We start from the raw sequence: 25045 nt of genomic DNA, 5'->3' as shown, positions 1-25045 counted from the left end.
GTAAATGGACGCTGCGGTCATAATCGTGGGCGCGGGCCCCGCGGGTCTGATGCTCGCCGGTGAATTGCGACTCACGGGAGTCGACGTCATCGTCCTGGAACGGCTGGCGGAACGGACCGGGGAATCCCGCGGTCTCGGTTTCACCGCCCGCACCATGGAGGTCTTCGCACAGCGAGGCCTGCTGCCCCGCTTCGGGGACATCCAGACCAGCAACGTGGGCCACTTCGGCGGTGTCCCGGTCGACTTCGGTGTACTCGACGGTGCGCACCAGGCCGCCAAGAGTGTGCCGCAGTCCCAGACCGAGGCGGCTCTTGAGGAGTGGGTCACGGAGCTGGGCACGGATCTGCGGCGCGGCCACGAAGTCATCTCCTTCAAGGACGAGAACGACGCCGTGGAGGTCGAAGTACGCGGCCCGCAGGGCGTCCACACCCTGCGCGCCTCCTACCTGGTCGGCTGTGACGGCGGCCGGAGCATGGTCCGCAAGGCCGCGGGGTTCGACTTCCCCGGCACCGCCGCGACCCTGGAGATGTTCCTCGCCGACGTCAAGGGGCTCGACCTGCAGCCGCGCATGATCGGGGAGACCTTCCCCGACGGCATGGTCATGGTCGGCCCGCTGCCGGGCGGCACCACCCGGCTCATCCTCTGCGAGCGCGGCACCCCGCCGCAGCGGCGCACCGCGCCGCCCTCGTACAGCGAAGTGGCCGACGGCTGGAAGCGCGTCACCGGCGAGGACATCTCGCACGGCGAGGCGGTGTGGATCAGCTCCTTCGGCAACGCCACCCGCCTGGTCACCGAGTACCGCCGGGGTCGCGTCATCCTGGCGGGCGACGCGGCGCACATCCACCTGCCCGCAGGCGGCCAGGGCATGAACACCAGCATCCAGGACTCCGTCAACCTCGGCTGGAAGCTCGCCGCGGTGGTACGGGGCAAGGCTCCCGAGACGCTGCTCGACACCTACCACCAGGAGCGCCACCCGGTCGGTAAGCGACTGCTGATGAACACCCAGGCCCAGGGCCTGTTGTTCCTCAGCGGCTCGGAGGTGCAGCCGCTGCGCGACGTGCTCGGCGAGCTCGTCCAGTACGCGGCCGTGAGCCGCCATCTCGCGGGCATGGTCAGCGGCCTGGAGATCCACTACCCCGTCGGTGGCGGCAGCCACCCGCTGCTGGGCCACCGGATGCCCGAACTGGAGCTGGTGGGCGACGACTTCAAGACGACCAGCACCCGTCTGCTGCATTCCGGGCGCGGCGTCCTGATCGACCTGGAGGACAACGACGTACTGCGCCGCAGGGCGGCCGGCTGGACGGACCGGGTGGACATCGTGTCGGCAGCGCCGCACGGCGTCGCGGCAGGCAGTCCGCTGGACGGCACCGCCGCCGTGCTGCTGCGCCCCGACGGCCACATCGCCTGGACCGCCCCCGGCAGCCACCACGACCTGCCCATGTCACTGGAGCGCTGGTTCGGCCCCTCCCGCTAAGGGCTGTCCCGCCTGAACACACACGTCTTATGCCCGGAGCGATCCGGTCGTTGAGGAGAGAAGACGCATGCACAGCACTTTGATCGTGGCCCGTATGGAGCCCGGTTCGAGCACCGATGTCGCCCGCCTGTTCAAGGACTTCGACGGCACCGAGATGCCGCACCGCATGGGCACCCGGCGCCGCCAGCTGTTCTCGTACCGTGGCCTGTACTTCCATCTGCAGGACTTCGACGCGGACAACGGCGGCGAACTGATCGAGGCCGCCAAGGCCGACCCGCGCTTCATGGGCATCAGCGAGGACCTGAAGCCGTTCATCGAGGCGTACGACCCCGCCACCTGGCGTTCGCCCGCCGACGCCATGGCCACACGCTTCTACAACTGGGAGGCGTCGGCGTGAGCGGCCGCAGAGTCGTCATCACCGGCATCGGGGTCATGGCGCCGGGAGGCACCGGCACCAAGAATTTCTGGAGCCTGCTGAGCGAGGGCCGTACCGCGACCAGGGGCATCACCTTCTTCGACCCCTCCTCGTTCCGTTCGCGGGTCGCCGCGGAGATCGACTTCGATCCGGAGGGGCACGGGCTCAGCCCGCAGGAGATCCGGCGCATGGACCGGGCCGCGCAGCTCGCCGTCGTCGCGACCCGTGAGGCACTCGCCGACAGCGGCATCGGATTCGGCGAGCTCGACCCGCACCGCACCGGCGTCACCATCGGCAGCGCCGTCGGCGCCACCATGGGCCTCGACGAGGAGTACCGCATCGTCAGCGACGGCGGGCGGCTCGACCTCGTCGACCACGAGTACGCCGTCCCGCACCTCTACAACCATCTGGTGCCCAGCTCGTTCGCGGCCGAGGTCGCCTGGGCGGTCGGCGCCGAGGGACCCGCCACCGTGGTCTCCACCGGCTGCACCTCCGGCATCGACTCGGTCGGCCACGCAGTCGAGCTCATCCGCGAGGGCACCGCCGACGTGATGATCGCCGGCTCCTCGGACGCCCCGATATCGCCGATCACCATGGCGTGCTTCGACGCGATCAAGGCCACCACCAACCGGTACGACGATCCGGCGCACGCGTCACGCCCCTTCGACGGGACCCGCAACGGCTTTGTGCTGGGTGAGGGTTCCGCCGTATTCGTCCTGGAGGTGCTGGAGAGTGCGCAGCGGCGTGGCGCCCACATCTACGCGGAGATAGCGGGCTACGCCACCCGCAGCAACGCGTACCACATGACCGGTCTGCGGCCCGACGGCCTGGAGATGGCCGAGGCGATCCGGGTCGCGCTGGACGAGGCACGGCTCAACCCGGACGACATCGACTACATCAACGCGCACGGCTCGGGCACCAAGCAGAACGACCGCCACGAGACCGCCGCGTTCAAGAATGTCCTCGGCGACCACGCGTACAGGACCCCGGTGAGCTCCATCAAGTCGATGGTCGGCCACTCGCTGGGCGCGATCGGCTCCATCGAGATCGCCGCGTCCGCCCTGGCCATGGAGAACAACGTGGTCCCGCCCACGGCCAACCTGCACACCCCCGACCCCGAGTGTGACCTCGACTACGTACCACTGACCGCCCGTGAGTGGCGGACGGACACCGTGCTCTCGGTCGGCAGTGGCTTCGGCGGATTCCAGAGCGCCATGGTGCTGACCCGTCCCGAGAGGAGTGCCCGATGACGGCCTCGGTGGTAGTCACGGGCCTGGGCGTCGCGTCCCCCAACGGTCTTGGCACCCAGGACTACTGGGCGGCGACCCGCAGCGGCAAGAGCGGCATCGGCCGCATCACCCGCTTCGACCCGGCGCAGTACCCGGCCACGCTGGCCGGTGAGATCCCCGGCTTCGTGGCCGCGGACCACCTGCCGAACCGGCTGCTCCCGCAGACCGACCGGATGACCAGGATCGCCCTGGTCGCCACGGACTGGGCGCTCGCCGACGCCGGCGTGAACCCGGCGGAGATGTCCGCGTTCGACATGGGCGTCGTCACCGCCAGCGCGTCCGGCGGCTTCGAATTCGGCCAGGGCGAACTACAGAAGCTGTGGAGCAAGGGCAGCCAGTACGTCAGTGCGTACCAGTCCTTCGCCTGGTTCTACGCCGTCAACAGCGGCCAGATCTCCATCCGCAACGGCATGAAGGGCCCCAGCGGAGTGGTCGTCAGCGACCAGGCCGGTGGTCTCGACGCCGTGGCGCACGCCCGCCGGCAGATCCGCAAGGGCACCAGCCTGATCGTCTCCGGCGCCATCGACGCCTCCATCTGCCCCTGGGGATGGGTCGCGCAGCTGTCCGGCGGCCGGCTGTCCACCAGCAAGGAGCCGACCCGCGCCTACCTCCCCTTCGACGCGGAGGCGAGCGGACATGTGGCGGGCGAGGGCGGCGCGATCCTCATCATGGAGAACGCCGAGGCGGCCCGCCTGCGCGGTGCGAAGATCTACGGGGAGATCGCCGGGTACGGATCGACCTTCGACCCCAAGCCGGGCAGCGGCCGCGAGCCCGGCCTGCGCAGGGCCATCGAGGTGGCCCTGGCCGACGCGGGCGTCGAACCCCGTTCCGTCGACGTGGTGTTCGCGGACGCGGCGGCGCTCCCCGAGCTCGACCGGGTCGAGGCCGAGGCCATCAACGCGGTCTTCGGCCCCCGCGGCGTACCGGTCACCGCACCCAAGACGATGACCGGCCGCCTCTACTCGGGCGCGGCCCCGCTGGACCTGGCCGCGGCCCTGCTGGCCATCGACGAGGGCCTGATCCCGCCCACCGTGAACGTCGAACTTTCCCCCGAGTACGACCTGGACCTGGTCGTCTCCCAGCCGCGCACCGCCGAGGTGCGCACGGCCCTGGTCCTGGCCCGGGGCCACGGCGGCTTCAACTCCGCCGTGGTCGTACGGGCCGTCGACTAGGGGGTGTCCGGCCGCTCTCCTCGCAGATCCGCCGGCCCTCTCAGGCCCCCACAACGGCGCCCCCGTCGCGACACCGTCCCCCGCGGGCGGCGGGGGCGCTCCCGCGTGCGATGCGGGACCCCAACACACCGAAGAACACACCGAAGCTCGAAAGGACAGACGTGCCCAACTCCGAATTCACCCTCCAGGACCTACGACGCATTCTGCTCGAAGGCGCAGGCGCCGACGAGTCCGTGGACCTCGACGGCGACATCCTCGACACCGACTTCGAGACGCTCGGCTACGAGTCGCTGGCCCTGCTGGAGACCGGCAGCCGCATAGAGCGCGAGTTCGGCATCACGCTCGACGACTCCGCGCTGACCGACTCCGAGACACCGCGCGCGCTGCTGGAGGCCGTCAACGGTCATCTCGCGCTCGCCTCCTCCGCGGTCTGATCACGAGGCCGCCACCGCCGGGCGGGCCACCCCCGCCCGGCGGTCCCCGCCCGTACCCGATGCCCACATACCCCACTCACCGGAGAAGAGAGAACATGCCGCAGCAGGAGAAGCGGGTCGCCCTTGTCACCGGAGCCACCAGCGGGATCGGTCTCGCCGTCGCCCGGCTCCTGGCGACCCAGGACCACCGGGTCTTCATCGGTGCCCGCAACGCCGAGAACGTGACCACGACCGTCAAGCAGCTGCGCGAGGAGGGCCTCGACGTCGACGGCACCGTCCTCGACGTACGGTCCGCGGACGACGTCGCGGCCTTCGTCAAAGCCGCAGTCGACCGCTTCGGCACCGTCGACGTGCTGGTCAACAACGCCGGCCGCAGCGGCGGCGGTGTCACGGCCGACATCAACGACGAGCTGTGGAACGACGTCATCGACACCAACCTCAACAGCGTCTTCCGGCTCACCCGCGAGGTGCTGAACGCCGGCGGTCTGCGCCACAAGGACCGCGGCCGGATCATCAACATCGCCTCCACCGCGGGCAAGCAGGGCGTTGTACTCGGCGCCCCCTACTCGGCCTCCAAGCATGGCGTCGTCGGCTTCACCAAGGCCCTCGGCAATGAGCTCGCGCCGACCGGCATCACCGTCAACGCGGTCTGCCCCGGCTATGTCGAGACGCCGATGGCCCAGCGCGTACGACAGGGCTACGCCGCCGCGTACGACACCTCCGAGGACGCCATCCTCGAAAAGTTCCAGGCCAAGATCCCGCTCGGCCGCTACTCGACGCCCGAAGAGGTCGCCGGACTGGTCGGCTATCTCGCCTCCGACACCGCAGGCTCCATCACCTCGCAGGCGCTCAACGTCTGCGGCGGCCTCGGCAACTTCTGACCGTGACAGGAGAGTTCACCATGACAACCCGTGAGGTCGAGCACGACATCACCGTGCAAGCCCCCGCAGCCGAGGTCTACCGCCTGCTCGCCGAGGTGGAGAACTGGCCCCGGATCTTCCCGCCGACCATCTACGTCGACCATGTGGAGCGGGGCGAGGACCAGGAGCGCATCCGGATCTGGGCCACCGCCAACGGCGAGGCCAAGAACTGGACCTCCCGGCGCACCCTCGACGCGAAGGGCCTGCGGATCGGCTTCCGCCAGGAGGTCTCCACCCCGCCCGTCGCCGCCATGAGCGGCACCTGGGTCATCGAGCCGCTGGCGGAGGGCAAGTCGCGGATCCGGCTGCTGCACGAGTACCGGGCCGTCGACGACGATCCCAAGGGCCTGGAGTGGATCGACGAGGCCGTCGACCGCAACTCCCGCTCCGAGCTCGCCGCCCTCAAGACCAACGTCGAACAGGCCCACACATCGGCCGAGTTGACGTTCTCATTCGAGGACACCGTGCGCGTCCAGGGGGCCGTCAAGGACCTCTACGACTTCGTCAACGAGGCCGGACTGTGGGCCGAGCGGCTGCCGCACGTGGCAGTCGTCCGCCTGGAGGAGGACTCCCCGGGCCTGCAGACCCTGGAGATGGACACCCGGGCCAAGGACGGCTCCACGCACACCACCAAGTCGTTCCGGGTGTGCTTCCCGCATCACAGGATCGCGTACAAGCAGGTGACCCTGCCGGCGCTGATGCTCCTGCACACCGGCTACTGGACGTTCGAGGAGGACAACGAGGGCGGCGCGACCGCGTCCTCGCAGCACACCGTCGTGCTGAATACCGCGAACATCGCCAGGATCCTCGGCGCGGACGCGACCATCGCCGAGGCCAGGGAGTACGTACAGGGCGCGCTGAGCACCAACAGCCGCGCCACCTTGGGGCACGCCAAGGACTACGCCGAGAACAAGAGCTGACCATGGCCGCCCTGAAGCCGCGTCACCTGGACACCCAGGTCGTCGTCATCGGCGCCGGCCCCGTCGGGCTGATGCTCGCCGGGGAGCTGCGGCTCGGCGGCGCCGATGTGATCGTGCTGGAGCAGCGGGACGCCCCGACAACGGAGTCGCGGGCGTCCACCCTGCACGCCCGCACCATGGAGATCCTGGACAGCCGCGGGCTGCTCGACCCCATCGGCACCCCGCCGAACGAACCCCGGGGGCATTTCGGCGGAATCCCGCTCGATCTGACCCTTCCCGGCCCGTACCCCGGCCAGTGGAAGGTCCCCCAGACCCGCACCGAAGAAGTCCTCCAGGACTGGGCCGCATCGCTGGGCGCGGACATCCGGCGCGGCCACGAGCTGCGCACGCTGTCCGTGCGCGAGGACCACGTCGAGACCGAAGCCACCGGCCCCGACGGGACCGTACGCCTACGAGCCCGGTACGTCGTCGGCTGCGACGGCGAGAACAGCACGGTGCGCGCCCTGACCGGGGCCGGTTTCCCCGGCGAGGACGCGGGCCGCGAAATGCTCCGGGCGGATGTGGCGGGCATCGACATCCCGGCCCGCCGCTTCGAACGCCTGGAGAAGGGCCTGGCCATCGCGGCCTGCCGGGACGGCGTCACGCGGGTGATGGTCCACGCCTTCGGCAGCGCCGCCGAACCCCGCACCCGGGAGCCCGCCTTCACCGAGATCGCCGCCGCCTGGAAGCGGGTGACCGGCGAGGACATCAGCTGCGGAACCCCGCTGTGGGTCAACTCCTTCGGCGACGCCAACCGTCAGCTCGACCACTACCGCGACGGCCGCGTCCTGTTTGCCGGCGACGCCGCGCACCAGCAGATGCCCATCGGCGGACAGGCCCTCAACCTGGGCCTCCAGGACGCCGTCAACCTGGGCTGGAAACTGGCCCTGCACGTCGCCCGCAAGGCGCCCGAAGGGCTGCTCGACAGCTACCACACGGAGCGGCACGCCGTCGGACAGCGCGTCCTGGCCAACATCAAGGCCCAGGCGATGCTGCTCCTCGGCGGCCCCGAAGTGGAGCCGATCCGGGCCGTCTTCGGAGAGCTGCTCACCGAGGAGGACGTACGGAGCCACCTGGCCGGGACCGTCTCAGGCCTGGACATCCGCTACGACGTGGGCCAGGGCGAGGGCGAGCACCCCCTGACCGGGGCCCGCCTCCCGCACACCGCGCTGCTCACCGGCGACGGTCCCGACACCACCACCGCGCTGCTGCGGGCGGGCCGCGGCCTGCTGCTCGACCTGAGCGGTGACCAGGACAGCGGGGCGCCGGCGCGCGCGACCGCCGCACCGTGGGCGGACCGTGTCACCACGGTGACGGCGACCGCCCCGGCCGACAGCCCCTTCCGGGCCGGCGACCGCGTCCTGGTGCGCCCGGACGGCCACATCGTGCGGGCCGGGCCCGGCACCCGGGGCCTCGACACCGCACTTCGACGCTGGTTCGGCCCGCCGACGGCGGCCGGCGCAGCCGATACATCCATCGACAAGTGGAGGAACGACATGGGCAGGCTCATCGGCAGGACGGCACTCATCACGGGTTCCAGCCGTGGCATGGGCCGGGCGGCCGCGATACGGCTCGCACGGGAGGGCGCACTGGTCGCCGTCCACTACACGAGCAGCAAGGAAGCCGCCGACGAAGTCGTGGCCACGATCGAGAAGGACGGCGGCCGCGCCTTCGCCGTCCGCGCGGAGCTGGGTGTCCCCGGCGACGTACACGAACTCTTCCTCGGGCTGGAGGAGGGGCTGCGGGAGCGCACCGGCTCGACCGACCTGAACATCCTGGTCAACAATGCCGGTGTGATGGGCAATGTCACCCCCGAGGAGACCACGCCCGACAAGTTTGACCGGCTCTTCGCGGTCAACGCCAAGGCGCCGTTCTTCCTCATCCAGCGCGCCGAGAAGAACATGCCCAACGGCGGACGCATCATCAACATCTCCTCCGGGCTGACGCACTGCGCCAACCCGAACGAGATCGCGTACGCCATGACCAAGGGCGCCGTCGAGCAGCTCGCCCGGCACTTCGCCAAGCACCTCGGGCCGCGCAACATCACCGTCAACAGCGTGGCCCCCGGCATCACCCGCAACGGCAACCCGGTCTTCGACATCCCCGAGGCCGTCGAGCAGATGGCACAGCTGTCGGCCTTCGGCCGGGTCGGCGAACCGGAGGACGTCGCCGACGTGGTGGCCTTCCTCGCCTCCGACGACGCCCGCTGGATCACCGGCTCGTTCGTCGACGCCACCGGCGGCACGCTGCTGGGCTGAAGCTCCCGGCGGGCACCGTCCCCCCGACGCACAGGCTGGGCCGGCCGCACATCCCGCGGCCGGCCCTCCTGCCTGCCCCGGACCCTCCCCGGCGCGCCGCGCCCTTCCCCCTGTCGTGCCCCCGGACCCGGAATCAGGATCATGACGCCACTGAAGTCACCGCGCCCACCGAACCCACCGAACCCGCCGCAGTCACGGCAGTCACCGAACCCACCGCAGTCGCCGGGCCGGGCTGCGGCGCCCACGGCCTGGAGCCCGCGGCTGTGGGGCCTGCTGACCGTGCTGGCCGGCAATATGCTCATCGACGCGCTGGAGGTGTCGGCCCTGGTCGTGGCCATGCCCTCGATCGGCGCCGACTTGGACCTTCCGCTGACCGTCCTGCAATGGACCATGAGCGGGTTCGCCATCGGCTTCGGCGGTCTGCTGCTCTTCGGCGGCCGTGTCGTGACACTCCTGGGCCGGCGCCGGGTCTATCTGGCCGCGCTGGTCGCGTTCGCCGCCGCCTCCGTGGTGGCGGGCCTGACCAGCGACCCCGCGCTGCTGACGGCCACCCGGATCGTCAAGGGCTTCTGCGCGGCGCTCACCGCGCCCACCGGTCTTGCCATCATCAGCACCGCCTTCAAGGAGGGCCCCGACCGGACCCGCGCCATGTCCGTCTACACCCTCTTCGGCGCCAGCGGCTTCACCGCGGGGCTGCTGGTGTCCGGCCTGCTCACCGACGTGAGCTGGCGCTGGGCACTGGCGTTCCCGGCCCCCGTGGTCCTGGTCCTCTTTGTCCTCGGGCTGCGACTCGTGCCTGCCGACGAGCCGCCCTCGTACACCCCACGCAGATACGGCGCAGTCAGCGCACTCGCCCTGACGGGCTCCCTGTCGGCGCTCGTGTACGGGATCGTCTCGGTGTCCCAGTACGGCTGGTCGGACGCCAGGAGCATCGGTTCCCTCGTGCTCTGCGGCGCGTTGGCCGGTGCCTTAGTGAAGGCCGAACGAAGCTCGCCCGATCCGCTGCTGCGGGCCGGGCTGCTGAAGAACGGCCCGCTGATCCGGTCCGCACTCGGAGCGGCGGCGCTCAACGGTTCGTACCTGGGACTGCTCATCATCCTGACGTTCCAGCTCCAGGAGCTGTGGGGGTGGAGCCCTCTGCTGACCGCGGTGGCCCTGCTGCCCGCGAGCGCGCCCCTGGCCGTGACGGCGCTGATGTCCGGCCGGATGGTGAACCGGTTCGGCGCGCCCCGGCTCATCGCGCTCGGCGCGCTGACCCCGCTCGCCGGCTATGTCCTTTACCTGTGGCAGCGCGACCCGGTGTCGTACGCCGCCGATGTGCTGCCCGTACTGCTGCTGGTGGGGGCGGGTTTTGTCCTCGCCTTCGCCGCGCTGAACATGCAGGCGGTCTCCGGGGTACCCGCCGCCGAGCGGGGCCCGACCGGAGCGGTGTACCAGAGCGCCGTGCAACTCGGCGCCGTCCTGATGATCGCGCTGGTCGCCGCCCTGCTGTTCGCCCACCGGGCGCCGCCCGAAGCTTCCCCCGCCGCCGTACTGGAGGGCTACCGCCCCGCCGCCGCACTGGTGGCGGGGGTCGGCCTGCTCGGATTCCTCGCAGGCCTGGCCGGGGTGCTCCCACGCGCGGGAGCACCCCGGCGCCCTTCCGCGGAGCCGCGCAGCCCCGAGCCGTGCAGCCCCGAGCCGGAAACCGCTAACCGAAAGGAATGACGTGACCATCCAACAGGAGGCCCCGATATGGGACTTCGGCGACTGGGAGGAGGACGAGGCCGATGAGAGCCTGCTCGGCGCCGAGATACACATACCCGAGCGCGAGACGCTCGCCGGGCTCCCTGAGCGCGAACGCACCCGGATCGTCGAAGCGTTCGTCCGCCGGGAACTCGCCCGGGTGCTGGGCATGGCTCCCTACGAGGTCGAGACGTTCGGACTGACGATGAGCGCGCTGGGGGTCGGTTCCGTCGCCGGGCTGCAGATACAGAGCCGGCTCCAGTCGGCCCTGGACGTCGAGGTGAATCTGCAGATGCTGCTCCTCGCCAACAGCGCGGGCGAGCTCATCGACTGCCTGGCCGGACAGCTCGGGCCCGGCGACTCCCCCCACGCACGGCGAAGCCGACGACCGGCATGAGGGCCGCGAACGGGTTGGACGTGTGGCTGCTCCGGCTTCCCAAGCACGACCAGATCGCGCATCTGCTCGACCGGTCCGAGCTGGACGACCGGGAGCTGGAACGCGGGGCCGGTTTCCTGCGCCCCCGCGACTCGGTGCTCTACCTCTCGGCCCACATCGTGCTGCGCCGCATTCTCGGGGATTACCTGGGGCTGCGCCCGCGAGACGTGCGCTTCGTCCGGGAACCGTGCCCGGGTTGCGGAGAGCCGCACGGCCGGCCAGCGGTCGCCGACCCCGCAAGGCCGCTGCACTTCTCCCTGTCCCACGGCAGCGGCGTGGCGCTGGTGGCAGTGGCCCCGGCCACGGTCGGCGTCGACGTGGAGCGGACCCCGCACTCCGACACCGTGGAGATGTGCAGTCCGGCGCTGCACCCCGGCGAGCGGGCCGAGCTCGCGGCCGTCGCGCCCGATGCGCGCTGTGAGGCGTTCGGCCGGGTCTGGACCCGCAAGGAGGCCTACCTGAAAGGGCTCGGCACCGGGCTCAGCCGCGAACCCTCCCTGGACTACCTCGGCGTGGAGACCGAGCACTGGCCGCCGGGCTGGACGGTCCTCGACATCCCCGTCGGCCCCCGCCACCACGGTGCGGTCGCGCTGCGGGGCAACGTCAGCGAACCGGTCGCCGTCCATCGGCTGCCGGTCGACGTCCTCTTCGACGGCGCAGCCGTACCCCCCGGCAACCGCGGGGGCACGGTATCCGACGCCGCGCAGATCGTGAAGGAGACAGGTCTTGCAGCAGCAGCTCGATGAACTGAGCGACATCAAAACAGCGGTGCACCGGGGGCCGAGCGACAAGGCGACCGAGGCACAGCACGCCAAGGGCAAACTGACCGCGCGGGAAAGGATCGCGCTCCTGCTGGACGAAGGCTCCTTCAACGAGATCGAGCCGCTGCGCCGGCACCGCGCGACGGGCTTCGGACTGGAGGAGAAGAAGCCCTACACCGACGGTGTGGTGACCGGATGGGGCACGATCGGCGGCCGTACGGTCTTCGTCTACGCCCACGACTTCCGCATCTTCGGCGGCGCGCTCGGCGAAGCACACGCCGAGAAGATCCATAAGGTCATGGACCTCGCGGAAGCGGCCGGCGCGCCGCTGGTCTCCCTCAACGACGGGGCGGGTGCCCGCATCCAGGAGGGCGTCACCGCCCTGGCCGGCTACGGCGGCATCTTCCGGCGCAACACCCGGGCGTCCGGGGTCATCCCGCAGATCTCCGTGATGCTGGGGCCGTGCGCCGGGGGAGCGGCCTACTCGCCCGCGCTGACCGACTTCGTGTTCATGGTGCGCGGGACCTCGCAGATGTTCATCACGGGGCCGGACGTGGTCCGCGCCGTGACCGGCGAGGAAATCACCCAGAACGGCCTCGGTGGCGCCGATGTGCACGCCGGCACCTCGGGGGTGGCCCATTTCGCGTACGACGACGAGGAGAGCTGCCTGCAGGATGTCCGGTACCTGCTGTCGCTGCTGCCGTCGAACAACCGCGAACTGCCGCCGGTGGAGCGCGGATCGGACCCCGCGGATCGTTCCAATGACGCGTTGCTGGACATCGTTCCCACCGAGCCCGGCCGCACGTACGACATGCGCGCGGTGATCGAGGAGGTCGTCGACGACGGCGAGTACTTCGAGATTCATCCGTGCTGGGCGCCGAATATCGTGTGCGCGCTGGCCCGGCTGGACGGCAATGTCGTCGGCGTCGTGGCCAACAATCCGAGCGCCATGGCCGGCGTCCTCGATATCGAGGCGTCCGAGAAAGGCGCTCGGTTCGTACAGTTCTGTGATGCGTTCAATATTCCACTGGTCACGCTGGTGGACGTCCCGGGATTCCTTCCCGGCGTCGACCAGGAGCACAACGGAATTATTCGCAGAGGTGCCAAACTGCTTTATGCGTACTGCAATGCGACGGTGCCGCGGGTATCCGTGGTGGTGCGCAAGGCATATGGCGGTGCCTACATCGTGATGGATTCCAGATCGATCGGCGCCGACCTCTCGTTGGCCTGGCCGGGAAACGAGATCGCGGTGATGGGCGCGGAGGGCGCGGCCAATGTGATCTTCCGGCGTGAGATCGCGGCCTCCGACGACCCCGAGTCCGTACGGCAGCAGAAGATCAAGGAGTACAAGTCGGAGCTGATGCATCCGTACTACGCGGCCGAACGGGGACTGGTTGACGACATCATCGACCCGCGCCAGACCCGCACGAAGCTGATCAGCGCGCTGTCGATGCTGCGCACCAAGCACGCCGAACTGCCGTCAAGGAAGCACGGAAATCCCCCGCAATGACAGGGAGTCAGCGATGAGCGCGACCGATTCCGAGCGCTTCCTCCGCGTGGAGAAGGGCGCACCCGACGCCGAGGAACTGGCCGCGCTCACCGCGGTGCTGCTCGCCCGCGCGGCCGGGGTGTCGAGGGACGCATCCGCACCCGGGCGACGGGCCACAGCGGGCTGGCGACGACTTGAGCGGCGGGCCCGTTTCGCCGGGCCGCGGACCTGGCAATAGCACGGGAGTTCCCGCACTACAGGTCTTCGTCAAGTCGCTTGTTGTCTGTCCCGGCGTGAAGGAAGCTGACCGCGGGATTAACTTTCGTTCCCCGTTTGCTCAAAGCACATCGAGCTCAATCACATTGGAAGGTGCGGAATGCCTGAGACTCCCCTGAAGCTTGCCGTCATCATCGGCAGCGTACGTGGCGGGCGCTTTGGTACGACGGTCGCCAACTGGTTCGTCGGCCAGGCCGAGAAGCACGGAGACGTACAGGTCGACGTCATCGATCTGCTCGACTACCCCCTGCCGCTCCAGATGCCCGCGTTCGGTGAGGACCCCGACGCGGCGACCGCCGACGTACGGGCGCGGCTGTCCGCCAGACTGTTGGATGCCGAAGCGTTTGCCGTGGTGACGCCGGAGTACAACCACACTCTCCCGGCTTCGCTCAAGAACACGATCGACTGGTTCATGGAGGAGTGGACGGCGAAGCCCGTCGGTCTGATCTCCTACGGCGGTATGGGTGGCGGCCTGCGTGCCTCCGAGCACCTGCGTCAGGTGTTCGCCGAGGTCCACGCCACGACCGTGCGCGACATGATCAGCTTCCACAACGCGTGGGGCAGCTTCGAGAAGGACGGCGAGCCGATCAGCCCCGAGGGCAGTGAGGGCGCCGCCAAGAGCCTGCTCGACCAGCTTGTGTGGTGGGGCGACGCGCTGCGCGAGGCCCGCGCGAAGCACCCTTACGGACAGTAGGGACCGTTGCGCTGACGGCAGTTGACCCTGGCCAGGGGTGTGTGAAGTTCACCCACTCCTGGCCTTTTCCATGGGACGAAACAGATGGTGATCTTATGAAGGTGCTCTTCCTGACGGGTGGAAGCCCGTCCACCGTCTTCGGCCTGACGCCGTTGGCGACGGCCGTGCGCAACGCCGGCCACGAAGTGTTCATGGGGACGACGGGCGAGCTGACGCCCTACGTCACCGGCGTCGGACTGCCCGCCGTGACACTGAGTGAGCTCACCCGACAGGACTTCATGAGCAAGGGCCCGGCGGGCCTCCCCGAGGAGATGCCGGAGGACCCGGCGCAGCAGATGCGTCTGGTGGGCACGTGGTACGGCCGACTGGCCACCGCCTGCCTCGACGCGCTGGACGAGCTGGTGAAGGTGTGGCGGCCGGACGTCGTGGTGGGCGGCACCCTCGCCTACGCCGCGCCGGTCATCGCCGCGCGGATCGGGGTCCCCTACGTCCGTCATCTCTGGGACACGCTGGAGTGGTCCGGGTACGACGTGGGCGCGACCGGACAACTCGCCCCGGAACTAGCCGGACTGGGCATCGCCGGGCTGCCCGACCCTGATCTGTGGATCGACGTGTGCCCCCCTAGCCTGCAGTCCGGCGACACCCCGCAGGCCCAGCTGATGCGCTGGACGCCGGCCAATCTCCAGCGGCCGCTGGAGCCGTGGATGTATACACGCCCCCGGGGCGGCCGGGTGTGCGTCACCGGCGGCAGCCGGGTGACGAACGACGAGGCCTTCGACTTCCTCGGCGTGAACGGCTCCCGTCTGCACGGACTCGCGCAGACGGTGCAGGGCCTTGGCAAGGAACTGGTGATCGCGGCCCCCGAAGAGGTCGCCGCGAAGCTGCGCCAGGACCTCGGGGTGCGGGCGGGCTGGATCCCGCTGGACGTCCTCACGCCCACGTGTGACCTCCTCGTCCACAACGACGGCGGGCTGAGCAGCCTGACGGGCATGCACGCCGGCGTTCCCCAGCTGTGTGTCCCCAAGCTGGCCAGTGCGGTGGCTCCGGCCCTGCGTCTCGCGGAGTACGGCGCGGCCATCACGCTGCTGCCCGAGGACGACACCCCGGAGAACGTCGTCGAGGCTTGCCGCGCGCTGCTGTCCGACCCCTCCTATCGCCGTCGCGCCCAGGACCTGGTCCAGGAGATCGGCAGGTCGCCGCTGCCGCACGACATCGTTCCGATGCTCGAGAAGCTCGCGGCCCGATGAGCGCCGACACTGGCCGGGAAACACATCAGGACCACGCCGCACATCAAGGCGAGGCACCACGTCAACAGGAAGGCGGGCAAAAGGTGTTCGGGAAACTCGCGGTGACGCTGATCGAATGCCGGGACCTGGAGGCGATGACCGTCTTCTACCGGGATCGGATCGGCCTGGAGATACTCAACCAGGGTGACGACTGGATCTCGTTCCACACGGGCAGCGGCGGTGAGCTCATCATCGGCGGGAAGAACGGCGACTCCGGCGTACACCTCGGTTTTGTCGGGGCGGATCTGCCCCGGGCGCACGCGGCCCTGAGCGACCTGAGCCCGACCGACCTGCGGGAGCACGACACCGGCAGGAACTTCACGATCGCCGACCCGGAGGGCAACAGCCTGTCCTTCGTCGATCACGCGACGCGCCCGAGAGCCGAGGAACGGCGCCCATGAGCGAGACCACAGGCGGCACGGGCGCACCCAGGCCCCCCGGCAGTTCCCTTCCGTCACTCACCGGCATGCGGATGGTCGCCGCGCTGGCCGTGTTCTTCTATCACGCGGGCGAGCTCTCGCCGCTGCCGTCCGTGGCCGCGGCCGGCGCCTTCAAGTCGGTCTTCGGGCAGGGTGGTTGGTTCGGAGTCTCGTTCTTCTTCGTGCTCAGCGGCTTCGTTCTGACCTGGGCGGCGCGGCCCACCGACACAATGCCCCGCTTCTGGCGGCGACGTCTCGTCAAGGTCTTCCCGAACCACCTCGTGACCCTGGTGGCGGCCACGGTGTCCTCGGTGGTGCTCGGCCAAACGCTGGGTGTCTGGAAGACCGTGGCCAACATGTTCCTGCTGCAGTCGTGGGACTGGCACGTGGACATCTGGGGCGGCATCAACCCGGTGTCCTGGTCGCTGTCGTGCGAGCTCCTCTTCTACGCGTCCTTCCCGCTGGTGTTGCGCCTGGTGAACCGCATCAAGGCGTCCCGGCTGTGGCTGTGGACGCTCGGCACGACCGCGGTCATCGCGCTCGCCCCGACCGTCGCCACCCTCGTCGTCCCCTCGGGACCGCTGACCTTCGCGCCGATATCCGAGGGCGAACTGTGGTTCCTGTACGCCTTCCCGCCGATCCGCATGCTCGAATTCCTGCTCGGCATCCTGCTGGCCCGCACCGTCCAGCAAGGGCGCTGGATCCCGCTGGGCCTGCTGCCCGCCACCGCACTGCTGCTCGCGACGTACATCCTGTCCTCCCACGTCGGCTTCAGCCACGGCCTGGTCGCGGTCACCGCGCTGCCGATCGGCCTGCTGATCGCCGCCGCCGCGCACGCCGACATCAACGACGGCTGGTCGCCGGTGCGCGGCCCGGTGGCGGTGTGGATCGGCAAGATCTCCTTCGCCTTCTACCTCTGGCACTTCCTGGTGCTGCAGACGATGGACCACCTCTGGGGCGGTGCGGCGGCGGTACGTTCCGTCCTCGCCACCACCGCGTTCACCGCCCTCGCACTCGTCGTGTCGCTCCTGCTCTCGTGGGCGACGTTCAACCTGGTGGAAGAGCCCGTGATGCGGCGGTGGGGCTCACCGCGCACCCGCGGCGGCAGCACACCGGGCACTCCCACCCCCGGCGGTCCGACGGACCCCGCACGCGTCGGGACGCCGATCGCCCTGAAGGGATAGTTCCCATGCGAGTCCTGTTCACGATCATGCCGGCCCCGGCGCACCTGTATCCGATCCTGCCGGTCGCCCGTGCGTTGCAGAGCGCGGGTCACGAGGTGGCCGTGGCCAGCTACCCGGAGGCGGTCGGCGCCATCACCGGCGCCGGCCTCACGGCAATACCGGCGGGCGGTGAGCTGGACATCGCCGAACTGGTCAGGACCTACGGGGCCGACACCGATCTGCGTGACGTCATCGGTCCGTTGATGACCGACGCCTCCGAAGAGGTCCTGCAGGACCTCCTCCAGGCGTACGTGATGGGCCCCTACGGGCTGCACTACCCGCACCCCGCGGCGGGCCCCGCGGAGAAGGCGGACCGTTCGGCGATGGACCGGCTCACCGAGGTCGCCCGCGCCTGGCGGCCGGACCTGATGCTCTGGGACCCGCTGTGCTTCCACGCCCCCGTCGCCGCCCGCGCCTGCGGCGCGGCGCACGCCCGGCTGCTCTTCGGCATCGACTACTTCGGCTGGATCAGGGCGCGTTACCGGGAGCAGCTCGGCCCGGGGGAAGCGGGAACCGGGGCGGACCTGATGGCCGAGCGGATGCGGCCGACGCTGGAGCGGTACGGACTGGACTTCACCGAGGAGACCCTGACCGGCCACTGGACCATCGACCCCATGCCGGACCAGATGCGGCTGCCCACCGGACTGCGCCGGGTGCCGGTCCGCAGAGTGCCCGCCGCCCAGGCGTCCGTACTCCCCGACTGGCTGCTTGAGGAGCCCCGGCGCCCGAGGGTCTGCCTGACGCTGGGTGTGAGCACCCGGAGGTTCTTCGCGGGGGCGGCCGGAGTGATTCCCATCGACGACCTGCTGGACGCGATGGCGGACCTCGATGTGGAGGTCATCGCCACCCTGACGGCCAATCAGCTCGGCGAGGGCCGGCAAGTCCCCGACAACGTCCGGCTGTTCGACTTCGTACCACTGGACCAGCTGCTGCCCAGCTGCGCCGCGGTGGTCCATCACGGTGGTGGCGGCACCTTCGCGGCCGCCGTGGCATCCCGGGTCCCTCAGCTCATCGCCCCGAGGGCGCTGGGCGATTCGACGGAGCTGGCGGCGCATGTCGAGGCACGCGGCGCGGGGCTGACCATCGGCCTCGACGACTTCTCCGCCGACGCGTTCCGGGCGCAGCTCGTACGGCTGCTGACCGAATCCTCCTTCCAGCAGGGAGCCATGAGCCTGCACGAGGACATGCTGGCCGCCCCGAGCCCCCACGCCATCGTTTCGACCCTGGAACAACTGACCGCGCTCCACCGCGGATGAAGGAAGCAGCAACATGACAGAGAGCCGGCAGGCCGCCCTGCCCACACCGTCCGCGCCGTCGCGGCGCAGCATGTACCCCGTACTGATCGCCGTGCTCATCCCCCTGGTGCTCGGCGGGATCGACAGCATGATCGTCAACACCGCGCTGCCGACCATCGTCAGTGAGCTGGGCGGCCTCGACCTGATGACATGGGTGGTCGTCGCGTACACCCTGGCCATGGCCGCCACGACGCCCGTCTGGGGAAAGCTCGGCGACATGTACGGCCGCAAGGGCATCTTCATGGCCGCGGTTGTGATCTTCCTGCTCGGCTCGGCCCTCTCGGGCATGTCCCAGACCATGGAGCAGCTGATCGGCTTCCGCGCGGTCCAGGGCATCGGCGCGGGCGGCCTCATGGTCGGCGTGTTCTCGATCATCGCCGAACTGATCCCGGCCCGGGAGCGCGGCACCTACCAGGGCCTGATCAGCGCCGTGTTCTCGTCCGCGACGCTCGGCGGCCCGCTGGTCGGCGGCGCGGTGACCGAATACCTCGGCTGGCGCTGGGGCTTCTACATCAACCTGCCGCTCGGTGCGATCTCCCTCCTGATGATCGCGACCATGGTGAAGCTGCCCAAGAGGCGCTCCGAGGCCCGGATCGACTACGCGGGCTCGGTCCTGCTCGCGACCGGCATCGTGTCGCTGGTCCTGGTCACGAGCTGGGGCGGAACCCGCTACAGCTGGGGGTCCGCGCCCGTCCTTGGCCTCATCGCGCTGGGCGTCGTGGCCTTTGTGGTCTTCGTCTTCGTGGAGCGCCGGGCAGCCGAGCCGGTGCTGCCGCCGGCCGTCTTCCGCGACGCCAACTTCGCCCTCATCAGCGTGATCGGTCTGCTGATGGGCGTCGTCATGCTCGGCGCCCCCACCTTCCTGCCGATGTTCATGCAGGCGGTGCAGGGCGCCTCCGTCACCAACTCCGGTTTCCTGCTGGCGCCGTTGCTGCTGGCCATGATGGCGACCTCGGCCATCGCGGGCCGGATGACTTCGAAGAGCGGCAAATACAAGGGGCTGATCATCGCCGGCGCGGCGCTGGTGGCCCTGGCCAACTTGCTGTTCTCCCGGATGACCACGGACACCGGCTCGTTCCTCACTGCCGCGATCATGGTGATCCAGGGCGCGGGCATCGGCATCCTCACCCAGACCACCATGCTCGTGGCACAGAACAGTGTGCGCACGAAGGACCTCGGGGTCGCCTCGGCCACCACCACGCTCGCCCGGCTGGGCGGCGGCTCCGTCGGCGTCGCCCTCATGGGGGCGCTCTTCGCGAGCCGCATGAGCGAGAGCCTGGCCGCGAGCGGCGTCTCCGGCCAGTCGGGGATCAAGGGCGAAGTGAGCCATGAGGGGGCGCAGTTGGACGTGTCGGGACTCGCCGGGTTGCCCGAAGGAACGCGTGAGGCGTACGAGGGGGCCGTGGCGTCCGGCATCCAGCAGGTCTTCCTGCTCACCGCGGTCGTCAGCATCGCCACCCTGGCGCTGACCTGGTTCGTCAAGGAGGTTCCGCTTGCGGAGGAGAACGACCCCGCCCCCGCCGAGAGCGAAGCCCAGGTCGAGCGGTCCGCAGGGTGAGCGGGGGAGCGGCGCGGGCCGGGCGACCGCCCCCGGCCCGCGCCGCGGCCCCGGCCCGCGCCGCGGCCCCGGCCCGGGGCCCGGACCTGTCCGGCTCCACGATGGTGGTCCTGGGCGCCACCGGCTTCCTCGGGCAGCACATACGGGCCGCGTTCGAGGCGGCGGGAGCACGGGTGCTCGCCGTGTCCCGCAGGCCGCCCGCGAACCGGGAAACGCCGTACGCGGTGCTTGACCTCGACACCGCCTCCGTGGGCCAACTGCACGATCTGCTGGCCGAGTCGGCGCCGCACACGGTGGTGAACGCCGCCGGCCGGGTGTGGGGCGCGGACGAGGGGGAGATGGAGGCAGCGAATCTGCACTGGGTCGACCGCCTGGTGCGCTCCACCGCCGGGCTGGCGCGCCGGCCCCGGCTGATCCAGCTCGGCAGCGTGCACGAGTACGGCCCCGGTGACGCCGGAGCCGCCATCACCGAGGCCCGGCAGCCCGCGCCGGACACCGTGTACGGGCGTACGAAACTCCGCGGCGCGAACCTCGTCCTGGACGCCGCCCGCGAACAGCGAGTGGACGGAGTGGTGCTCCGTATCGCCAACGCACTGGGCCCCGGAGCGCCGCGGGCGAGCCTGTTCGGCAGCGTGGCCCACCAGTTGGCCGAGGCGGCGCGGAGCGAAACCCGCGGGACCCGGCCGGTCGTGCTGCGGTTGGCCCCGCTGCTTGACCACCGGGACTTCGTCGACGTGCGGGACGTGGCCGACGCCGTGGTCGCCGCGGCGCTGGCGCCCTCCTCGGCCCTGTCGGGCCGGGTCGTCAACATCGGCAGCGGGCTGGCGGTGCCGGTGCGCCGGCTCGTCGAGCGGCTGATCGACCTCAGCGGTCTGCCGGTCCGTATCACCCAGACCGACGACGCGGCCAAGGGCGCCGTGAGCACCGCCGCGCAGTGGCAGCAGCTGGACATTTCCCTCGCCCGCGAGCTGCTGGGCTGGCACCCCGGGCGCGGCCCGGACGAGTCGCTCGCCGCGCTGCTCGCCGCCTGAGCCGCCCCCGCACAGCCCCCGCACCGCTTCCCCGCGCCGATCGTCATCGTCGCTCACCTCACCATGGGAGAAAGTAAATGATCAACGTGTTTCAGCCCAGCCTGGGCGATGAGGAGCTTGAGGCGATAGCGAAGGTCTTCGCCGACAACTGGCTGGGTCACGGCCCGCGCACCAAGGAATTCGAGGCACAGTTCGCCGAGCACATCGGCGCCGAGCCGGAACAGGTGCTGTTCATCAACTCCGCCACCGCCGGGCTCTTCCTGGCCGGTGAACTCCTTGAACTGGGGCCGGGCGACGACGTGGTGATGCCGTCCGCCAGCTTCGTCGCCGCGGGCAACGCCATCGCGTCCACCGGCGCCCGGCTGGTCTTCTGCGACGTCGACGCCCGGACGCTCAACCCGACCGCCGACGACGTCGAGCGCGCCCTCACCCCCCGCACGAAGGCCGTGCTGGTGCTGCACTACGGCGGGATGCCGGGCGAGATAGCGGCCATCGCCGAGCTGTGCCGCGAACGCGGGGTGCCGTTGATCGAGGACGCCGCCTGCGCGGTCGCCTCCTCGGTGGACGGCACCGCCTGCGGCGCCTTCGGCGACGTCGCCATGTGGAGCTTCGACTCGATGAAGGTCCTGGTCACCGGCGACGGCGGCATGCTCTATGTGCGTGACCTCGAACTGGCCCGCAAGGCAAGGCAGTTGGCGTACCACGGGCTGGAGCAGTCGAGCGGCTACTCGGCCGCCAAGGTCTCCCACCGCTGGTGGGAGCTGAATGTGCAGAGCTTCGGCCGCCGGGTGATCGGCAACGACATCACCGCGGCTGTCGGAACGGTCCAGCTGCGCCGGCTCCCCGCGTTCATCGAGCGGCGCCGCGAGATCACCGAGACGTACGACCGCCTGCTCGCCGACGTCGACGGTGTCCGCGTGCCACCGCCGCTGCCCGCGGGGCACAAGTCGTCGTACTACTTCTACTGGGTGCAGATGGATCCGGCCATCCGCGACCAGGTGGCATCGGCCCTGCTGGACCGCGGTGTCTACACGACCTTCCGCTACCCGCCGCTGCACAAGGTGCCCGCGTACGGCTACGAAGGCGGTTCGCTGCCGGGGACCGAGGAGTCCGCGGAGAACACCCTGCTGCTGCCCCTGCACCAGGGCCTCGACGACGAGGACCTGAAGACGGTCGTCACCGCGCTGCGCGAGGCCGTCGAGCACTGGTCCGCGCAGATCAGGGACTGACCGGTGCGCTTCGTCGAATCGGCGGTGCCCGGCGCCTTCGTGGTCACCCCGGAGAAAATCACCGACGCACGCGGAAACTTCTACGAGGCCATGCGGGCCGATGAGTTCGAACAGGAGATCGGCCGGCCCTTCGTCCCGCGTCAGACCAACTACTCCGTATCGAAGCGCAATTCGCTGCGCGGCATCCACAGCGTGTCCATTCCGCCGGGCCAAGCGAAATATGTGACCTGTGTACGGGGCGTGTTGCGCGACATCGTCGTCGATCTGCGCGTGGGTTCCCCGACGTTCGGAGCATACGAAACGAATCTGCTGGACGCCGAATCCGGGCGTTCCGTCTACGTCCCGGAAGGCGTCGGCCACGGCTTTCTCGCCCTCACCGACGACGCGTGCATCTGCTATGTGCTGTCCAGCATGCATGTGCCGGGCACGCAGATCGATATCAACCCGCTCGACCCCGACCTCGCCCTTCCCTGGGGATTCACCGATCCGCCCCTGCTGTCCGAGAAGGACGCACGGGCACCGACTGCGGCCGAAGCGGCGGCAGCCGGAATTCTCGCCACCTGGCAGGAGGCACAGGCGCACGGCCGGGTTCCACATCGTACGGATACGAGGAGAGAATCAGCATGAAGGCTCTGGTGTTGTCGGGCGGGTCCGGTACCCGCTTGCGTCCGTTCAGTTATTCCATGCCGAAGCAGCTCATCCCGATCGCCAACAAGCCCGTTCTCGAGCATGTTCTCGAAGACATCAGGAACCTCGGCGTCACCGAGATCGGTGTCATCGTCGGCGGCTGGGCCGCGCAGATCGCCGAGGTGATCGGGGACGGTTCGCGCCTCGGCGTGAAGGTCACCTACATCCCGCAGGACAAGCCACTTGGCCTCGCCCACTGCGTCACACTGGCCCGCCCCTTCCTCGGCGACGACGACTTCGTGATGTACCTCGGTGACAACATGCTCCCCGAGGGCACCGCGCACATCGCGGACGAGTTCCGCGCCGGGCGGCCCGCCGCCCAGGTTGTTGTCCACAAGGTGTCCGACCCCCGGGCGTTCGGCGTCGCCGAGCTGGACGAGAACGGCCGCGTCGAGCGGCTGGTCGAGAAGCCCCGCGAGCCCAAGAGCGATCTCGCCCTGATCGGCGTGTACTTCTTCACCCCGGCCATTCACACCGCGGTCGCGGCCATCGAGCCCAGCGCCCGCGGCGAACTGGAGATCACCGACGCGATCCAGTGGCTGCTCACCAGCGGCGCCGAGGTCAAGGCCAGTGAGTACCACGGCTACTGGAAGGACACCGGCCGCGCCGAGGACGTCCTGGACTGCAACAGGCAGCTGCTGATGAGCCTGCGCCCCGAGATCGCGGGCGAGGTCGACGAAGCCAGCGAGCTGAACGGCCTGGTCCGCATCGAGCCCGGCGCGCGCGTGATCCGTACGCGCATCGAGGGCCCCGTCATCATCGGCGCCGGCACCGTCGTGGAGGACTGCCACATCGGCCCCGACACCTCCATCGGCGACGGCTGCACCCTGCGGGGCAGCCGGATCCGCGACTCCATCGTGCTGGCCGGCGCGACGATCTCGCACGTACCGGGCATCCACGGCTCGCTCATCGGCCGGGGCGCCACGGTCGACGCGGGCGTCGAGACGGACCCCTACCACCGTCTGGTGGTGGGCGACCACACCCGAATCGAGGTAGCAGCATGAGGTTCCTGGTCACTGGCGGCGCGGGATTCATCGGCTCGCACTACGTCCGCACCCTCCTGGAGGGGGGCTACGAGGGCTACGAAACGGCCCGGGTCACAGTCCTCGACAAGCTCACCTACGCCGGCAATCGGGACAACCTTCCCCGCTCCCACCCGCGCCTGGAGTTCGTCCAGGGCGACATCTGCGACCCGCAGCTGGTGCGCGAGCTGGCACCCGGCCACGACGCGATGGTCCACTTCGCCGCCGAGTCGCATGTCGACCGGTCGCTGGAGTCGGCCTCGGAGTTCGTGCGGACGAATGTCGGCGGCACCCAGAACCTGCTGGACGCCTGCCTGAGTTCGGGCATCGAGCGGGTCGTCCATGTCTCCACGGACGAGGTCTACGGCTCCATCGACGAGGGCTCCTGGACCGAGGAGTGGCCGCTGGCCCCCAATTCGCCGTACGCCGCGTCCAAGGCCGCGTCCGACCTGATCGCCCGCTCCTACTGGCGCACCCACGGCCTGGATCTGACGATCACCCGCTGCTCCAACAACTACGGCCCCTACCAGCACCCCGAGAAGCTGATCCCGCTCTTCGTCACCAACCTGCTGGAGGGCGTGCCGCTGCCGCTGTACGGCGACGGCCTCAACATCCGCGAATGGCTGCACGTCGACGACCACTGCAGGGCCATCCAACTGGCCCTCACCAAGGGCCGGGCGGGCGAGATCTACAATATCGGCGGCGGGAACGAACAGACCAACCTCGGTATCACCGAGCTGCTGCTCGATCTGGTCGGCGCCGACAGCTCCATGATCCGCAGGGTCGCCGACCGCAAGGGCCATGACCAGCGCTACGCCCTGGACGAGACCAAGATCCGCGAAGAGCTCGGCTATGCGCCGCGCGTCCCGTTCGCCCTGGGCCTGGCCGACACCGTCGCCTGGTACCAGAACAACCCGGACTGGTGGAAAGCCGTCAAGCACGGTCACGCCGACACAGCAGCCCAGAGCGCAGCCGAGAAAGTGGGAGTCTGAG

At 69.9% G+C, this 25045-nt stretch carries 24 protein-coding genes; all 24 read left to right on the top strand.

From position 1 onward, the window contains the following. The first annotated feature begins 4 nt into the window (after nucleotides 1-4). The 24 genes from ABCR94_RS36770 to rfbB all read left to right on the top strand — a co-directional run bounded on the left by ABCR94_RS36770 (nucleotide 5) and on the right by rfbB (nucleotide 25044). On the top strand, nucleotides 5-1474 hold the full coding sequence (locus tag ABCR94_RS36770; RefSeq protein ID WP_347125628.1) for an FAD-dependent monooxygenase: 1470 nt from the start codon (nucleotides 5-7) through the stop codon (nucleotides 1472-1474). A gap of 67 nt (nucleotides 1475-1541) precedes the next feature. Then, the gene (locus tag ABCR94_RS36765) at nucleotides 1542-1871 is read left to right on the top strand and encodes a TcmI family type II polyketide cyclase (RefSeq protein ID WP_347125626.1); all 330 of its coding nucleotides are present in this window, start codon (nucleotides 1542-1544) and stop codon (nucleotides 1869-1871) included. After that, nucleotides 1868-3139, top strand: a complete 1272-nt coding sequence (locus ABCR94_RS36760) for a beta-ketoacyl-[acyl-carrier-protein] synthase family protein (RefSeq protein WP_347125624.1) — start codon at nucleotides 1868-1870, stop codon at nucleotides 3137-3139. Before ABCR94_RS36765 ends, ABCR94_RS36760 begins: the two co-directional genes overlap by 4 nt. Next, nucleotides 3136-4350, top strand: coding sequence for a ketosynthase chain-length factor (locus ABCR94_RS36755; RefSeq protein WP_347125622.1), 1215 nt, complete (start codon nucleotides 3136-3138; stop codon nucleotides 4348-4350). The genes ABCR94_RS36760 and ABCR94_RS36755 overlap by 4 nt, the downstream gene beginning before the upstream one ends. A 161-nt stretch (nucleotides 4351-4511) precedes the next feature. Continuing rightward, the gene (locus tag ABCR94_RS36750) at nucleotides 4512-4784 is read left to right on the top strand and encodes an acyl carrier protein (protein ID WP_347125620.1); all 273 of its coding nucleotides are present in this window, start codon (nucleotides 4512-4514) and stop codon (nucleotides 4782-4784) included. A 95-nt stretch (nucleotides 4785-4879) separates the two neighbouring features. Further along, nucleotides 4880-5665 (top strand): 3-oxoacyl-ACP reductase FabG, encoded by a 786-nt coding sequence (fabG, locus tag ABCR94_RS36745; protein ID WP_347125619.1) that lies wholly within the window; start codon nucleotides 4880-4882, stop codon nucleotides 5663-5665. Nucleotides 5666-5685: 20 nt separating this feature from the next. Beyond that, the gene (locus ABCR94_RS36740; RefSeq protein WP_347125618.1) at nucleotides 5686-6624 is read left to right on the top strand and encodes an aromatase/cyclase; all 939 of its coding nucleotides are present in this window, start codon (nucleotides 5686-5688) and stop codon (nucleotides 6622-6624) included. 2 nt (nucleotides 6625-6626) lie between these two features. Continuing rightward, on the top strand, nucleotides 6627-8921 hold the full coding sequence (locus ABCR94_RS36735) for an SDR family oxidoreductase (protein ID WP_347125616.1): 2295 nt from the start codon (nucleotides 6627-6629) through the stop codon (nucleotides 8919-8921). A 141-nt stretch (nucleotides 8922-9062) separates the two neighbouring features. Then, nucleotides 9063-10628 (top strand): MFS transporter, encoded by a 1566-nt coding sequence (locus tag ABCR94_RS36730; RefSeq protein ID WP_347125615.1) that lies wholly within the window; start codon nucleotides 9063-9065, stop codon nucleotides 10626-10628. A gap of 1 nt (nucleotide 10629) precedes the next feature. Continuing rightward, nucleotides 10630-11043, top strand: a complete 414-nt coding sequence (locus ABCR94_RS36725) for an acyl carrier protein (RefSeq protein ID WP_347125614.1) — start codon at nucleotides 10630-10632, stop codon at nucleotides 11041-11043. Then, on the top strand, nucleotides 11040-11828 hold the full coding sequence (locus ABCR94_RS36720; protein WP_347125613.1) for a 4'-phosphopantetheinyl transferase family protein: 789 nt from the start codon (nucleotides 11040-11042) through the stop codon (nucleotides 11826-11828). Before ABCR94_RS36725 ends, ABCR94_RS36720 begins: the two co-directional genes overlap by 4 nt. Continuing rightward, nucleotides 11809-13353, top strand: coding sequence for an acyl-CoA carboxylase subunit beta (locus tag ABCR94_RS36715; protein ID WP_347125611.1), 1545 nt, complete (start codon nucleotides 11809-11811; stop codon nucleotides 13351-13353). Before ABCR94_RS36720 ends, ABCR94_RS36715 begins: the two co-directional genes overlap by 20 nt. A gap of 13 nt (nucleotides 13354-13366) precedes the next feature. Then, on the top strand, nucleotides 13367-13570 hold the full coding sequence (locus tag ABCR94_RS36710) for an acyl-CoA carboxylase epsilon subunit (RefSeq protein WP_347125610.1): 204 nt from the start codon (nucleotides 13367-13369) through the stop codon (nucleotides 13568-13570). A 138-nt stretch (nucleotides 13571-13708) separates the two neighbouring features. Next, nucleotides 13709-14302 (top strand): NADPH-dependent FMN reductase, encoded by a 594-nt coding sequence (locus tag ABCR94_RS36705; RefSeq protein WP_347125609.1) that lies wholly within the window; start codon nucleotides 13709-13711, stop codon nucleotides 14300-14302. A 95-nt stretch (nucleotides 14303-14397) separates the two neighbouring features. Next, nucleotides 14398-15549, top strand: a complete 1152-nt coding sequence (locus ABCR94_RS36700; RefSeq protein WP_347125608.1) for a glycosyltransferase — start codon at nucleotides 14398-14400, stop codon at nucleotides 15547-15549. Continuing rightward, nucleotides 15546-15989: a VOC family protein gene (locus ABCR94_RS36695; RefSeq protein ID WP_347125607.1), complete on the top strand. Its 444-nt coding sequence runs from the start codon at nucleotides 15546-15548 to the stop codon at nucleotides 15987-15989. Before ABCR94_RS36700 ends, ABCR94_RS36695 begins: the two co-directional genes overlap by 4 nt. Beyond that, a complete protein-coding gene (locus tag ABCR94_RS36690) occupies nucleotides 15986-17191 on the top strand; it encodes an acyltransferase family protein (protein WP_347125605.1) in 1206 nt (401 codons plus the stop codon). The genes ABCR94_RS36695 and ABCR94_RS36690 overlap by 4 nt, the downstream gene beginning before the upstream one ends. Nucleotides 17192-17196: 5 nt before the next feature. Beyond that, on the top strand, nucleotides 17197-18486 hold the full coding sequence (locus tag ABCR94_RS36685) for an activator-dependent family glycosyltransferase (protein ID WP_347125603.1): 1290 nt from the start codon (nucleotides 17197-17199) through the stop codon (nucleotides 18484-18486). Between the two features lie 13 nt (nucleotides 18487-18499). Beyond that, nucleotides 18500-20083 carry an MDR family MFS transporter gene (locus ABCR94_RS36680; RefSeq protein WP_347125602.1) on the top strand — a complete coding sequence of 528 codons (1584 nt, stop codon included), beginning with the start codon at nucleotides 18500-18502 and terminating at the stop codon, nucleotides 20081-20083. Beyond that, nucleotides 20080-21114: an NAD-dependent epimerase/dehydratase family protein gene (locus ABCR94_RS36675; protein ID WP_347125599.1), complete on the top strand. Its 1035-nt coding sequence runs from the start codon at nucleotides 20080-20082 to the stop codon at nucleotides 21112-21114. The genes ABCR94_RS36680 and ABCR94_RS36675 overlap by 4 nt, the downstream gene beginning before the upstream one ends. 77 nt (nucleotides 21115-21191) lie before the next feature. Then, nucleotides 21192-22343 carry a DegT/DnrJ/EryC1/StrS family aminotransferase gene (locus ABCR94_RS36670; RefSeq protein WP_347125598.1) on the top strand — a complete coding sequence of 384 codons (1152 nt, stop codon included), beginning with the start codon at nucleotides 21192-21194 and terminating at the stop codon, nucleotides 22341-22343. 3 nt (nucleotides 22344-22346) lie between these two features. After that, a complete protein-coding gene (locus ABCR94_RS36665; protein ID WP_347125597.1) occupies nucleotides 22347-22970 on the top strand; it encodes a dTDP-4-dehydrorhamnose 3,5-epimerase family protein in 624 nt (207 codons plus the stop codon). Next, a complete protein-coding gene (locus ABCR94_RS36660; protein WP_347125595.1) occupies nucleotides 22967-24034 on the top strand; it encodes a glucose-1-phosphate thymidylyltransferase in 1068 nt (355 codons plus the stop codon). The genes ABCR94_RS36665 and ABCR94_RS36660 overlap by 4 nt, the downstream gene beginning before the upstream one ends. Beyond that, on the top strand, nucleotides 24031-25044 hold the full coding sequence (gene rfbB / locus ABCR94_RS36655) for a dTDP-glucose 4,6-dehydratase (protein ID WP_347125593.1): 1014 nt from the start codon (nucleotides 24031-24033) through the stop codon (nucleotides 25042-25044). Before ABCR94_RS36660 ends, rfbB begins: the two co-directional genes overlap by 4 nt. Nucleotide 25045: the final 1 nt, after the last annotated feature.

The sequence above is a fragment of the Streptomyces changchenzhani genome, assembly GCF_039766235.1.
Classification (GTDB): Bacteria; Actinomycetota; Actinomycetes; order Streptomycetales; family Streptomycetaceae; genus Streptomyces.
Note: the sequence above shows the minus strand (reverse complement) of the source record. Positions and strands in the feature narration are given on the sequence as shown.

What these genes read in the sequence shown, in the direction of transcription:
- ABCR94_RS36770 (WP_347125628.1), top strand. Translation starts at nt 5, where the DNA reads ATGGACGCTGCGGTCATAATCGTGGGCGCGGGCCCCGCGGGTCTGATG.
- ABCR94_RS36765 (WP_347125626.1), top strand. Translation starts at nt 1,542, where the DNA reads ATGCACAGCACTTTGATCGTGGCCCGTATGGAGCCCGGTTCGAGCACC.
- ABCR94_RS36755 (WP_347125622.1), top strand. Translation starts at nt 3,136, where the DNA reads ATGACGGCCTCGGTGGTAGTCACGGGCCTGGGCGTCGCGTCCCCCAAC.
- fabG (WP_347125619.1), top strand. Translation starts at nt 4,880, where the DNA reads ATGCCGCAGCAGGAGAAGCGGGTCGCCCTTGTCACCGGAGCCACCAGC.
- ABCR94_RS36740 (WP_347125618.1), top strand. Translation starts at nt 5,686, where the DNA reads ATGACAACCCGTGAGGTCGAGCACGACATCACCGTGCAAGCCCCCGCA.
- ABCR94_RS36735 (WP_347125616.1), top strand. Translation starts at nt 6,627, where the DNA reads ATGGCCGCCCTGAAGCCGCGTCACCTGGACACCCAGGTCGTCGTCATC.
- ABCR94_RS36730 (WP_347125615.1), top strand. Translation starts at nt 9,063, where the DNA reads ATGACGCCACTGAAGTCACCGCGCCCACCGAACCCACCGAACCCGCCG.
- ABCR94_RS36720 (WP_347125613.1), top strand. Translation starts at nt 11,040, where the DNA reads ATGAGGGCCGCGAACGGGTTGGACGTGTGGCTGCTCCGGCTTCCCAAG.
- ABCR94_RS36710 (WP_347125610.1), top strand. Translation starts at nt 13,367, where the DNA reads ATGAGCGCGACCGATTCCGAGCGCTTCCTCCGCGTGGAGAAGGGCGCA.
- ABCR94_RS36705 (WP_347125609.1), top strand. Translation starts at nt 13,709, where the DNA reads ATGCCTGAGACTCCCCTGAAGCTTGCCGTCATCATCGGCAGCGTACGT.
- ABCR94_RS36700 (WP_347125608.1), top strand. Translation starts at nt 14,398, where the DNA reads ATGAAGGTGCTCTTCCTGACGGGTGGAAGCCCGTCCACCGTCTTCGGC.
- ABCR94_RS36695 (WP_347125607.1), top strand. Translation starts at nt 15,546, where the DNA reads ATGAGCGCCGACACTGGCCGGGAAACACATCAGGACCACGCCGCACAT.
- ABCR94_RS36690 (WP_347125605.1), top strand. Translation starts at nt 15,986, where the DNA reads ATGAGCGAGACCACAGGCGGCACGGGCGCACCCAGGCCCCCCGGCAGT.
- ABCR94_RS36685 (WP_347125603.1), top strand. Translation starts at nt 17,197, where the DNA reads ATGCGAGTCCTGTTCACGATCATGCCGGCCCCGGCGCACCTGTATCCG.
- ABCR94_RS36680 (WP_347125602.1), top strand. Translation starts at nt 18,500, where the DNA reads ATGACAGAGAGCCGGCAGGCCGCCCTGCCCACACCGTCCGCGCCGTCG.
- ABCR94_RS36670 (WP_347125598.1), top strand. Translation starts at nt 21,192, where the DNA reads ATGATCAACGTGTTTCAGCCCAGCCTGGGCGATGAGGAGCTTGAGGCG.
- ABCR94_RS36660 (WP_347125595.1), top strand. Translation starts at nt 22,967, where the DNA reads ATGAAGGCTCTGGTGTTGTCGGGCGGGTCCGGTACCCGCTTGCGTCCG.
- rfbB (WP_347125593.1), top strand. Translation starts at nt 24,031, where the DNA reads ATGAGGTTCCTGGTCACTGGCGGCGCGGGATTCATCGGCTCGCACTAC.